We start from the raw sequence: 13091 nt of genomic DNA on the forward strand, positions 1-13091 counted from the left end.
GTCCGATGTCGGGGCGCTGCATCATCGGGGCGAGATTGAGGGCGTAGCGGCATCTCGGGGTGGCCTCCAGCGTATGGGGGTGAGCAGAGGCCGATGGGGCCTGGAACGGCCGATGGGGGTATTGGGGAGGCGGGGGAGTGGGGAACGGGCGCGCGGTGTTCCCCCCGAGGGGCGCAGTGGAACCGTGATCGGAGCCCGGCCCCCACGCCTGCGCACGGCTCACTCTCGCCGCGTGCCGCAGTCCCCGCGTTTCGCCGGGCGGGCCGTGTCTGGTCGCGAGGCGTCACCCGCCGTCGATCGGTGCGTCGCCAGCCGCGCGGGGCCGTTCCGGCGTAGGCTGCGCCGTAGTGTCGAGTGCCCCATCTCGGACGGATATCGAGGTATCCGACGCACCGGGAAACCCGGACATACGGGTTAGGTCGGTCCATAGACTGCCGTGGGGGTTGGGTAGGTACTCGCACACACAGGTTGCCGGACTGGAGACAACGCGATGCCGCGACGGATCAGGCTGTGGCGAGTGGTGAAGCGAATCCTGGTCGGCCTGGTTATCACCCAGCTGGTGGCACTAGCCGGGCTGGTTGGGCTCGAGAGCTGGCGCAAGCGCATCCGCCCGCAGCGTGGCCACTTTCCACGAACACCCCCCACGGAACTGTCCGCGGGGGACACCGACGTGACGGTATACACCTACGGCGATGACCTCTACCGAGACATGCTGTCGGCGATCCGGACGGCCCGACGTCGCGTCCTGTTCGAGTCGTTCATTGTCAAGGGTGACGAGGTGGGGCGCCAGTTCAAGCAGGAGCTCGTGGCAGCCGCGGAGCGCGGAGTCGATGTCTATGTGATCTACGACGGGTTCGCCAACCTCGTGGTTCCGCCGTCGTTCTTCTGGTTTCCCCCGTCGGTGCGGGTTCTGCGCTATCCGGCCCTGCGCCCGGGTGCGTTGTTGTTGAACATTCGCAAATCGGGGCGGGACCATCGCAAAATCCTCACGGTGGATGGGCACACCGGCTTTGTCGGCGGGTACAACATCGGATCCCTGTACGCCACCAAGTGGCGCGACACCCATCTCCGGCTGGTGGGCCCCTCGGTCTGGGAGCTGGAGAATGCCTTCGCTGACTTCTGGAACATGCATCGCAGCCCCAACCAGCCACGGATCGCAGCTGAGGGGGCGGCGCCGTGGGCCCCCGACATCCGCGCCTACCGCAATGTGCCCGAGCAGCTGATCTATCCCATTCGGGCCATGTACCTGGAAGCGATCGATCGGGCCAAGGATCATGTGCTCATCACGCAGGCCTACTTCGTTCCCGACCGGGAGTTTCGGGACGCCCTGATCGCGGCCGCGCAGCGGGGTGTGAACGTGCGGATCCTGGTTCCCGAGTCGTCCAATCACGTTATTCCCGACTGGTTGTCCCGCGGGCTCTACACCCAGCTGCTGCGGGGCGGTGTATCGATCTGGTTGTTTCGCGACGCGATGATCCACGCCAAGACCGCGACCATCGACGGGCGGTGGAGCACCGTGGGCACGGCCAATGTAGACCGGCTCAGCCTGACCGGGAACTACGAGATCAACCTGGAGATCTTCGACGAGAAGGTTGCCGCGCACCTGGAGCGCGTGTTCGCCAGCGACACGACGAACGCACGACCGGTCTCGCTCGCGGAGTGGGAGCAGCGCTCCCTGATCGCCCGATTGGGTGAGGCGCTGGTGCGTCCCCTCCGCCCTCTGCTCTGACCGGGGCCTCCCAACGGCACACGCGTAATGACCCGTCGTGATGATTGCCCGCGCTCGACACGCTCAATTATTGGTCCGAACAGCTTGCACCTGAGTGGACCGAAACTGGTACGGTTACTCTTAGTCCAAGGAAGATGACTGAACGCTTTCAGTCGGTGGCGGTGAGACGGCCGAGCCACGAGGGGGCAGGAATGGTGCTCGCGAACCCGGGGAAGCCCACGGGCTTCCAGTGGCGGGTTCTGCGTCAGCCTGCCCTGCGCCGGCTGCTTGCCGTGGCGGGGCTCGGTGCAGCCGCCTGGCTGTGTGGCGGCGCGGCCGCGGCGGCCGCGGAGGAGCTCCCGGTGGATCCCTCGGTCTCATCTGTTGTGGACATCTCCGCATCGGGAGGCGCGACCGGCGCGGACAGCGGAGACGACGCACAGTCCTCCGGCGCTGAGGACGAGGTCGACACTGAACCTGTGCCGGAGGCGCAGGAGGCTCCCGCCGACACCGATGCCCAGGACCCGAGCGTGGTCCGCGCCGTGGGGGCCGAGGCCCGCTCCACCACGGACCGGCTCTCTGACACCGTGATCGACACGACCCGCACGTCACTGCCGGAGCTGGATGAGGTCTCCGGGACTCTCGCGGACCCCGAGGACATCGGCGACCGTGCCCAGGAGTCCCTCGCCGAGGCAGGGGCGGCGCTGGACGGCGCGGCTCACGACTCCGCACAGGCGCTCACCGGACGTTCGCCCGAATTGGGTGGCCAGGAGCTGTTGGACGGCTCCTCGGAGACACTCCAGCCGGACGCGGACCCGGAGAGTGCGCAGCGCGGGCGGGACCAGGGAGACGCTGTTTCCGCGGACGCCCCCAGTGATTCCGGGGAACAGGACGAGAACACCGCGGTCGACACGAAGACCGCGGGAACCCACCCGGACGCACGCGCGAACGCGGCCGGGGAACGGCCGGCCCCCGCGCATGAGGACGCCGGAACACAGGGCGACGGTATCCAGCTGGCCCAGGATTCGGTGTCCACCACGGCTGGCGACACGGCCGCGCCAGCCCCCGGCCTTCCGGCAACAACGAGCGAAGCCACCGCTGGAGTGACCAGCTCGGCGTCGGCCTCGACGGTGGCCTCGGCGGTCGCCGCGGATCTGACGCCACAGATCGAGTCGCTGCGCCTCGTGATTGAGCGCATCGCCGTCCCGGACGCGCCCACAGTTGTTGTGCCCGGCGCGACCGAGGACCCTTCCTACTCCCCTGACTGAGGACTTCCGCGCGCGAGGTATGTCGCGATAGGCGGATCCGGTCGGCCACGAGCCCGCATTCCGAGTTCCGCGCGGCCTTCCTCGTCCACGCGCCGCGCGTACGGACATCCCGTGCAAGTTTCGGCGCACTCTCTCTGCACCAACCAACTGTCCAAAACTCGGAAACGGAACTGATGACTGTGGCTATTTCTGCATTTCGATCGACCAGCCGGAGCGCCGTTGTGGCCGCCGGAGTCACCGTCGCGGTGTTCGCGGGAGCTCCCTCGGCCTTCGCTGATGTGGAGACCAGCGGCGACGGTGCGGTGCTCAGCGGAAACCAGGTAGTCGCCGAGGTCAACGCCCCGGTGAACGTGTGCGGCAACGCCGTCGCCGTGGGCGGTGTGGCCACCGGCAGCTGCACCGACAGTGATGCCGAGGTGTCCGAGCCGGAGCCCGAGTACCCACCCACCGAGCACAACGGCAAGGACGAGGACAAGGACTACAAGGACGACGACGAGAACGGCAAGGACGAGAACGGCAAGGACGAGAACGGCAAGGACGAGAACGGCAAGGACGAGAACGGCGAGGAGGAGAACGGCAAGGACGAGAACGGCAAGGACGAGAACGGCAAGGACGAGAACGGCAAGGACGACAACGGCAAGGACGACAACGGCAAGGACGACAACGGCGAGGAGGAGAACGGCAAGGACGAGAACGGCAAGGACGAGAACGGCGAGGAGGAGAACGGCAAGGACGACAACGGCGAGGAGGAGAACGGCAAGGACGACAACGGCGACGACGACAACGGCGACGACGACAACGGCGAGGACAAGAACGGCAAGGACGACAACGGCAAGGACGACAACGGCAAGGACGACAACGGCAAGGACAAGAACGGCGACAAGCCCGACGAGGAGCGCCCGGCCCCGGAGGCTGCCGCGGACCACCTCCCCGTCACCGGAGCTCAGCTGCTTCCGCTGGTGATGGGGGCGATTGCGGCAATCGGAACCGGGATCGCAGCCCGGCTGCTCGGCCGTCGCCCCACCGCCTGAACGGCGGCCCTCCGGTCCCCGGACCGGAGGCTGACGCGGGCCCCGCGCCGTCACCGACGCGAGGCCCACGCCAGCCTCCGTCTCGCCAGGACGGAGCTGAGCGCGCATGGGGCCGACCCGGCAACCACGCGACACAACAGCCGGAGACGCGGCCTGGTCCCACACCAGGGGGAGTCCCGCCAGGTGCTCCCACCGCAGCCCGGCGGCACGTTAGAGAACACACCGATACCGAAAAGGACAGGTCAACGATGCACCAGCGGATCACGACCACGGCGAAGACCATCATGCTCACCGCGGGCTTCATCGCACTCGGAGCGGGGGTCTCCTACGCCGACGTCGAGACCTCGGGGGACGGCTCGGTGCTGAGCGGAAACCAGGTGGTTGCCGAAGGCAACGCCCCAATCAACGTCACCGGCAACTCCGTCGCGGCGCTCGGCGCAGTGAGCAACGCCGAGTCCACGAACAGCAACGCCATTGTGGAGCGGGGCGACAGCCGGGACGTGACCACCTCCGGGGACGGCTCGGTCGGCTCCGGAAACCAGATCGTGGGTGAGGCCAACGCCCCGATCAACGTCAGTGGAAACGCAGTATCGGGCGTGCTGGCTGTCGCGAACGCCGAGACCACGGACAGCGACGCGATCGTCACCCAGCAGGACGCCAACGACGACGACGCCAACGGCGACAACGGCGACGACGACTACCCCGGCTACCCCGGCTATGACCACGACAACAACGACAACGACAACGGCAACGACGGCAACGGCGACAACGACAACGGCAACGACGCCAACGGTGACGGGGGCGACATCGTCACCTCCGGGGATGGCTCGGTGCTGAGCGGAAACCAGGCCGTGGGCGAGCTGAACATCCCCGTGAACGTCAGCGGCAACGCGGGCGCCATCCTGGGTGCGGTGAGCAGCGCCGAGACCACAGACAGCGACGCGATCGTCGAGCAGCAGAGCAGCGAAGACGAGGTCGAGCACCAGCGCGGTGACGTGACCACCTCCGGGGACGGCTCGGTGGCGAGCGGCAACCAGGTTGTTGCCGAAGGCAACGCCCCGATCAACGCCACCGGCAACGCGATCGCCGGCGGTCTGGCCGTCGCCGATGCCGAGTCCACCGACAGCAACGCCGAGGTCCACCGGGACGGCGACCGCGACGTGACCACCTCCGGGGACGGCTCGGTCGGCTCCGGAAACCAGGGGGTCGTGGACGCCAACGTGCCAGTGAACGTTTCGGGTAACGCCGGTTCCGCGCTCGGTGCGGTGAGCAGCGCCGAGACCACCGAGAGTGACGCTGTGGTGCACAACTCCCAGGAGGAGACCGAGCAGCAGAGCACGGTCGCGCAGGACGCCCCGCTGGAGATCGACACTGACCTCCAGGGCCCGGTTGACGGTGTCGGCGACGACGTCCTGGCCGACGTGGAGGACGGCGCCACGGAGCTGCTCGACATCGAGTGATCCGCGCCCCGGCGCCGCGCGACTGTGGGCCCCGCGCCCCACAGCGTGGGCGCGGCGGGACACAGTACTGAACTGATCAACCGGCCCCCGGACGCATGCCGCGCGTCCGGGGGCCGGTGGTCGCCGGATCGCCGTAACGTGCCCCAGCGCAGCGTCCGCCCGATTATGGCTGATCTCACATCCAGCGAGGCCGGCGGAGGATGCGTCTTCGCAGCACAACCCGGCGGCTTCCGTCGGGGAACAGCCGAATTCTGGCGAGCTCCCAGTGCCCATACTCGGCGCGGTCGGCGAGGACCTGTCTGGCTTCCGACCGCGTTGTTCCCCGCGGAAGGCGGAGTTCGTGATACTCGTACTCCAGCATTGGCCCTATTCTGCGACTGCCGATACCGTCCGCGCCAGGTCCCCTCCACAGGGGCTCCCGCGCGGTGTGGCCCACGCGGACCGCCCAGAATCCGTTGGGATACCGGGCCCCGTGAGCGGTGTCACGGACCATATGTCGGCTACCGTCGGTTGCTGGAATGAGGGACCCACGGTCCATAGGAGTAGATCGCCGCGACAGCGCAGTACGGCTAGACGTAGGGGAACAGCGTGCCATCCCAGAAGGGCAGCGCCCGCAAGGGCGGCTCGTCGGACCAGGCCACCGAGGCCATCGATTCCGCGGAGGCGAACCGTCTCGTCATCGTGGAGTCGCCCGCCAAGGCGAAGACGATCGCCGGCTACCTTGGCCGAGGATTCGTCGTCGAGTCCAGCATCGGGCACATCCGCGACCTGCCGGACAAGGCCGCTGAGATTCCCGCCAAGTACAAGTCCGAGCCCTGGGCACGCCTCGGCGTGAACGTGGAGGCGGACTTCTCGCCGCTCTACGTGGTCAACAGCGACAAGAAGGCGCAGGTGAAGAAGCTCAAGGAGCTCTTGGCCGAGGCCGACGAGTTGTATCTGGCCACGGACGAGGACCGGGAGGGCGAGGCGATCGCCTGGCACCTCAACGAGGAACTCAAGCCTCGTGTCCCCGTGAAGCGCATGGTCTTCAACGAGATCACACGGGAGGCGATCCAGCAGGCGGCCGCCAACACCAGGGAGTTGAACGCCCGACTGGTCGACGCGCAGGAAACCCGCCGCATCCTGGATCGCCTGTACGGGTACGAGGTTTCCCCCGTGCTGTGGAAGAAGGTCATGCCCAAGCTCTCGGCTGGCCGCGTCCAGTCGGTCGCGACGCGACTGGTCGTGGAGCGGGAACGTGAACGAATGGCGTTCCGGTCCGCCGAGTACTGGGACCTCAAGGGTGTTTTCTCCACTACAGCGGGCACGGCAGAAACACCCGGAGTGGTCACGGCAACTCTGGCCTCGGTGGACGGAGCCCGCGTCGCCCAGGGGCGGGACTTCAGCTCTACCGGAGAGCTACGGGCGGCCTCCGGGGTCGTACACCTGGACGAGTCCGCCGCGCGTAGCCTTGCCGAACGGCTGGACGGCACGGAGTTCGCGGTGAGTTCCGTGGAGCGCAAACCCTATAAGCGGGCTCCCTACGCACCGTTCCGTACCACCACCCTCCAGCAGGAGGCCGCCCGTAAGCTCGGCTTCTCCGCGAAGCAGACGATGCAGGTGGCCCAGCGGCTCTACGAGAACGGTTTCATCACCTACATGCGAACCGACAGCATCACGCTGTCCGAGAGCGCACTGAACGCGGCCCGCGGCCAGGCGATCGAGCTGTATGGACAGAACTATGTTCCACCCAAGGCGCGGGTGTACTCCAGCAAGGTCAAGAACGCCCAGGAGGCACACGAGGCGATCCGTCCAGCCGGAGACTCCTTCCGGACCCCCGCGGAGACGGGCCTCACCGGAGCCGAGTTCCGGCTCTACGAACTGATCTGGAAACGCACCGTCGCCTCACAGATGAAGGACGCGGTGGGCGAGTCGGTGACCGTGCGGATCGCGGGGACCTCCACGGCGCGGGAGCAGGTGGAGTTCACCGCGACCGGGAAGGTGATCAGTTTCCACGGTTTCCTCAAGGCCTACGTCGAGGGGTCGGACGACCCGGAGGCCGAACTGGATGACCGCGAACGACAGCTTCCGCCATTGGCCGAGGACGATCCGTTGACGGTGACGGAGCTGGAGGCGGAGGCCCACAGCACCCGCCCGCCCGCCCGCTACACCGAGGCCAGCCTGGTGAAGGAGCTGGAAGAACGGGAGATCGGACGCCCGTCCACCTACGCTTCGATCATCGCCACGATCCTGGACCGCGGCTACGTCTTCAAGAAGGGCTCCGCCCTGGTCCCCGCGTTCCTGGCCTTCGCGGTTGTGCAGCTCATGGAACGCCACTTCGGCAACCTGATCGACTATGACTTCACCGCCCGCATGGAGGAACTCCTCGACGAGATCGCCCGTGGCGAGGCCGAGCGCGTGCCCTGGCTACGTCGGTTCTACTTCGGCGACGAGGAGCAGACCGGGCTGCGGGAGCTGGTTGGTGACCAGCTGGCCGAAATCGACCCCAGAGAGATCAGCTCCCTGCCGGTCCCCGACTCGGACATTGTCCTTCGCGTGGGACGGTACGGCCCCTACCTGGAACGGGACGGTCAGCGCGTTAACGTTCCCGAGGATCTGGCCCCCGATGAGCTCACCGCCGAGCTCGCCGAAGAGCTGTTCGCCCGCCCGTCCGGGGACCGGGAACTGGGACAGGATCCGGAGACCGGACGGACAATCGTCGCCAGGAGCGGCAGGTTCGGCCCCTACGTCACCGAGATCATCGAGGATCCGACCGCGAACGCGGAAACCATAGCCGGCGCGGACTCCGGGACCACCAAGGGCAAGTCGACGAAGAGCAAGTCCAAAGCGCCCAAGCCGCGCACTGCCTCCCTGCTGCGCTCGATGTCCCTGGAGACGATCACCCTTGAGGAGGCCCTCAGCCTGCTCTCGCTGCCGCGGGTCGTCGGCGAGCTGGACGGCGAACAGGTGACCGCGCAGAACGGCCGTTTCGGCCCCTACCTGCGCAAGGGAACGGACAGTAGGTCCCTGGAAACCGAAGAGCAGATCTTCACCGTCACGTTGGAGGAGGCCCGCGAGCTGTTCGCCAAGCCCAAACAGCGAGGGCGGCGCGGCGGCGCGACGGCCCCCCCGTTGCGGGAACTCGGCTCGGACCTCGAGACCGGAAAGGAACTGGTCATCAAGGACGGTCGCTTCGGCCCGTACGTCACCGATGGGGAGACCAACGCCTCGCTGCGCAAGGGGGACGAGGTTGAAAGCATCACCCTCGAACGTGCATCGGAGCTCATGGCCGACCGTAGAGCGAAGGCCCCGGCCAAGAAGAGCGGATCGAAGCAGGCGAGCAAGAGCACCGCCGGCAAGAGCACCGCCGGCAAGAGCACCGCCGGCAAGAGCACCGCCGGCAAGAGCACCGGCAGCAAGAAGAAGACCACGGCCGCGCGTACGACTACGGGTGGCGAGTCGGACCCAGATTCGCACCCAGAGTAAGGGCCGGGACCCGGGACACAGCCACGTGACCCCGCAGACCAAGCGAGTGGTGTAGGCGTCCCCGAGGGGGCCAGCGGAGTCCACCGGGGCTGTCGCGGAGATGGGTGCGTGGCCGCAGGGCCGCTGTGCCCGAGTACGCGCGGCGTGGCAGGGCACGGTCCCGGGATAGTCTGGAACAGCGCTGGGGCGTTGGCGACACGACGACGCGACGCGCCTCGGTCCGACAAATCCGCCACAAACCACCGATACTCTGACGCAATGAGCAGACACGGCCCCCTTGGAGCGCCCGTAGACGTCACGAACGTCTTGCAGATCAAGTCGTTCCGTCGCCTGTGGATCTCGCTGTCCCTGTCCAGCCTTGGTGACTGGCTCAGCTTGCTCGCGCTGATGTCCCTGGCGACCATCTATACGCAGGGCCACCCCGCGATCGTGCAGTACTTCGCGGTCAGCGGTGTGGTCATTCTGAAGCTCGCCCCATACCTGCTCTTCGGCCCGATCGCTGGATGGCTGGCGGACCGTGTAGACCGCAAAGTCATTCTGGTGGCCGGAGACCTGCTCCGGGCAGCCCTCTACATCTCGATCCCCCTCGTGGGCAGGCTGGACTGGCTGCTCATCGCGAACTTCCTGGCGGAGTGCATCGCCCTGTTCTGGACGCCCGCCAAGGACGCCACGGTGCCCAACCTGGTGCCCAAACGGAAACTCGAACAGGCCAACCAGCTCAGCCTGCTGACCACCTACGGTTCAGCCCCGGTGGCCGCCGGACTGTTCACCGTGCTCGCCGCGGCGAGCACGGTGGTTGCCGGGGCGGTTCCGGGCCTGAACCCGGACACCGCAGACGTGGCGCTGTACATCAACGGTGTGACGTTCCTGATCGCCGGTGCGGTGATCTTCAGCCTGTCGATCCCCAAGAACTCGCACAACATCCCGCCCCAACAGAACATGTGGCGGGTCATCTGGGAGGGCTGGCGCTATGCGGCCGGCACCCGGCTCGTGCGGGGGTTGCTCCTGGGAATGCTGGGCGCATTCGCCGCGGGCGGAGCGGTCGTCGGAGTGGCACGCCCCTTCGTGGACACTCTCGAAGCGGGTAACGCCGGGTTTGGCCTGTTGTTCGGCGCCGTGTTCACCGGTATGGCTGCCGGGATGTTCCTCGGTCCTCGGCTGCTGCACAACGTCAGCCGCCGCCGCATGTTCGGGGTCGGGATCGGAGTGTCCGGGGTGGCGATGATCATCATCGGGCTGGTGCCCGAAATGGTTCTTGCCGCGCTGCTGGCTCTCGTTGTGGGCGCCGGAGCCGGAATCGCCTGGATCATCGGTCTCACCCTGCTCGGTCAGGAAGTGGAGGACGAGGTACGCGGACGCACGTTCGCGTTCCTGCACGCCTCGGCACGCGTGGTGCTGTTGGGTGCGGTGGCCCTGGCTCCGCTGGTTGCGGCTGCGGTGGGACACCAACGATTCAGCATGGGCGAGGTGAGCTACGACCTGTACGGGTCGAGCGCCGTCCTCGTCGTCAGTGGGTTGCTTGCCCTGATCGTTGCGGTGATTACGTTCCGGCAGATGAACGATCGTCCCGGCGAGCCGGTTCTGGGCGAGATCATCTCCGCACTGCGCGGAACCAAGACCCGCGGCGAGGCGGGGACCCAGGCGGACCTGCCCGGGACCTTCATCGTGCTGGAAGGTGGCGAGGGAGCCGGCAAGTCCACACAGGTGCGGCAGCTGGCCATCTGGCTTCGGGAGGAAGGGTTCGACGTGGTCACCACACGCGAGCCCGGAGCCACCAAACTCGGGATGCGCCTGCGTTCCCTCCTGCTGGACCGGGAGAATATCGGAGCGAGCCCCCGGTGCGAGGTGCTGCTCTACGCTGCGGACCGTGCCGAACACGTCGAGACCGTGATCCGTCCCGCCCTGGCCCGCGGGGCCATCGTCATCAGTGACCGGTATGTGGACTCGAGTCTTGCCTACCAGGGGGCTGGCCGGGAGCTCTCCGAGCAGGAGATCACCTCGGTGAACACCTGGGCGACGGGAGGACTCACCCCCCATCTGACCGTATTGCTGGACATCCCGCACGAGCAGGGCACGGCCCGGCTGGGGGAGCCCGGCGACCGTGTCGAGGACGAGCCTGCCGAGTTTCACTCCCGCGTTCGGGCGGGCTTCAAAGCCCTCGCGGAACGTGAGCCGGACCGTTACCTGGTGGTGGATGCCCAACAGCCCGTGGAGAGCATTACACACACCATTCAGCAGCGGCTGCGGCCCCTGTTGCCGGATCCGGTGCCGGACCAGTCGGAAGCACCCACCTCAGCGATGCCCATCGTCGGCGAGTAGTCCGCACGCGTCCGGCCCCTGTTCGGTCCCGGCGGGGCCGGACGCGTGCGACTTGCACGGGGATCCCACCCGTGGGTATTGATTTTTCGAAACGGCACACACACGCCCCAGTGGGGTGCTAGTGTCGGCGACGACGACAGAGAGTTATTCGTTCGTCTCTCTTGGTTTCCATAGGTCCGTGGTGCACGGCGAAGGGACAGCAGCAATGGCATGGGCAGCTTTCCGGCGGCGCGATGCGCGTCGTTCGACGAAAGCTTCGGCCATGCGCGGCATCCTGCTGCGGAGTCTCACCACGACCGGCTTTCTCTGCTGTGCCTGGCTGGCGGGAACCTCGATCGCAAGTGCGGAGGACAGCGCCCCGCAGTCCGAGGGATCCGGGGCGGTCGCCGTGGCGGTCTCCGCCGAGGCGGCAGAAGAAGCGGTAGCCGGACCCACCAACGAGATCGAGGATACGGCCGACAGCACCGCCTCGACCGGGGCGGGGCTCACCGACGTTTCCGAGGACACCGTCACCACGGCCGTGGACACCGCGGACGAGACTCTGTCCTCGTCCGCGACCGTGGACGGCTCCACCCCACTGTCTGGGCTGTCTGGCACACAGGACGCGGAGCTTCCGGCATCGGAGAGCCCCGTGGATTCGCTGGGGCTCCAGGAGTCGGACACACTGCCGGATCCCGCCGAGACTGCCGGTGAGGTTCGCGGTGCAGCCGGGAATGTGCTGGACCGCGTACTGCCGCAGGACCCGGCACAGCTTCCGGGGGCGGTGGCGGCCCACAGCCCCGATGGTGTGGAGCCTGCGCCCCGCAAGCCCCACCCAGAGGCGGACGTGGCACCGGAGCAGAGTACAACGCCCGGGGGTGTCGGCGGCGACGCTTCTGAACCTCGCGGATCGAGTCGTATCGGTATGGTTCCGCCAGGGGAGCACACTTCTTCCCTCGTCACCACGGCGGCAGCCGACGCCGTGGCCCTTGCCCAGGAGTCGAGTCACGGATCCCCGGGCCTAGCATCTTCTCCGGTCGAGCGACACAGTATGGTCGAGCGGCACGGTGGCGCCGCGTCGAACGGCCCCACCGCGCAGGCCGGCGGCAGTCTCGTGCCCGCGGTGGAGCACACCGTTCAGGGCCTCCCCCCAGCGACAGGCGCGCTTCTGCGCCTGGTGCCGGATCCTGAGGTGGCCGGACCTCGCGGCCTTGGTGACTCGCCGGGATTCTCCCCGGACTAGCTCCGGAACCGTTCCGGCTCGACGACGGCCCGTGGTAGCAGCACCGTCGGTGGCCCGGGGACAGCACCGATCCTGGTATCGATCTCCCGGAAACCTGCCGACCACCGGTACTCGCTCGCGACCCCACCTCGCCCCTCGTCGAACCGAGACCAGCGCGCGGTAGCGCTGACCAGCCGAACCTGCTCGGAGGGTTGACGTGCGCCTCGTGGCTGAGCCACGCGGCGTTCGCCAGCCCGAGATCCGCCAGATTTCTCGGCTGAGCTCACCGGTTCCCAGAGCGATCCCCACCAGCACTCTCGCTCGGTTCCGGGGAGTGGATCCCACAGGCCACATCACAGCGATGTGGCGTCGACACCAGTACGTTTACCGAAGACAACGAGGGGTTTCCCGAATGCGTAGTACCGTTTCCACCTCCGCAAAGGCCGTTTTCGTCGCCGTCGGCGCAGCCACCTTCGTGGGCTTCGGCTCGGCCTTCGCCAGTGCCGACGTTCTGGACACCGCCCCCGCGGCCCCTGGCCCAGACGGCCTCGTGGACGCGGTCACCGAACCGGTGTCGGGCGCCGTGGGTGGTGACGTTTCCACCCCGGCGGGGGAGACACCGCCGGTGCCCGAGGACGC

At 67.5% G+C, this 13091-nt stretch carries 9 protein-coding genes; 8 read left to right on the forward strand and 1 reads right to left on the reverse strand.

Annotated elements, in window-relative coordinates; translation table 11 throughout:
- Window positions 1–490 precede the first annotated feature (490 nt).
- The 4 genes from RIF23_RS20235 to RIF23_RS20250 all read left to right on the forward strand — a co-directional run bounded on the left by RIF23_RS20235 (window position 491) and on the right by RIF23_RS20250 (window position 5467).
- The gene (locus RIF23_RS20235) at window positions 491–1729 is read left to right on the forward strand and encodes a phospholipase D-like domain-containing protein (RefSeq protein ID WP_310914222.1); all 1239 of its coding nucleotides are present in this window, start codon (window positions 491–493) and stop codon (window positions 1727–1729) included.
- A 191-nt stretch (window positions 1730–1920) separates the two neighbouring features.
- On the forward strand, window positions 1921–2976 hold the full coding sequence (locus RIF23_RS20240; RefSeq protein WP_310914223.1) for a hypothetical protein: 1056 nt from the start codon (window positions 1921–1923) through the stop codon (window positions 2974–2976).
- A 221-nt stretch (window positions 2977–3197) separates the two neighbouring features.
- Window positions 3198–4007 (forward strand): chaplin, encoded by an 810-nt coding sequence (locus RIF23_RS20245; protein WP_310914224.1) that lies wholly within the window; start codon window positions 3198–3200, stop codon window positions 4005–4007.
- Between the two features lie 248 nt (window positions 4008–4255).
- Window positions 4256–5467 (forward strand): hypothetical protein, encoded by a 1212-nt coding sequence (locus RIF23_RS20250; RefSeq protein WP_310914225.1) that lies wholly within the window; start codon window positions 4256–4258, stop codon window positions 5465–5467.
- 175 nt (window positions 5468–5642) lie between these two features.
- On the opposite strand, the gene RIF23_RS20935 is transcribed toward RIF23_RS20250, so the two are convergent.
- Complete coding sequence (locus RIF23_RS20935) at window positions 5643–6062, reverse strand: DUF5703 family protein (protein WP_456085747.1); 420 nt, start codon at window positions 6060–6062, stop codon at window positions 5643–5645.
- Here RIF23_RS20935 and topA point away from each other — a divergent pair.
- The 4 genes from topA to RIF23_RS20275 form a co-directional block, all read left to right on the forward strand.
- Window positions 6056–8932: a type I DNA topoisomerase gene (topA, locus tag RIF23_RS20260; protein ID WP_310914227.1), complete on the forward strand. Its 2877-nt coding sequence runs from the start codon at window positions 6056–6058 to the stop codon at window positions 8930–8932. The genes RIF23_RS20935 and topA overlap by 7 nt on opposite strands.
- A 258-nt stretch (window positions 8933–9190) precedes the next feature.
- Window positions 9191–11251: a dTMP kinase gene (gene tmk, locus RIF23_RS20265; RefSeq protein WP_310914228.1), complete on the forward strand. Its 2061-nt coding sequence runs from the start codon at window positions 9191–9193 to the stop codon at window positions 11249–11251.
- Window positions 11252–11513: 262 nt separating this feature from the next.
- Entirely contained in the window at window positions 11514–12473 is a 960-nt protein-coding gene (locus RIF23_RS20270; protein ID WP_310914229.1) for a prolipoprotein diacylglyceryl transferase, read from the forward strand.
- Between the two features lie 391 nt (window positions 12474–12864).
- Window positions 12865–13091: hypothetical protein (locus RIF23_RS20275; protein ID WP_310914230.1), on the forward strand; the 227-nt coding region annotated here is incomplete at its 3' end.

Origin of the sequence: Lipingzhangella rawalii, assembly GCF_031628175.1 — a bacterium.
Classification (GTDB): Bacteria; Actinomycetota; Actinomycetes; order Streptosporangiales; family Streptosporangiaceae; genus Lipingzhangella_A; species Lipingzhangella_A rawalii.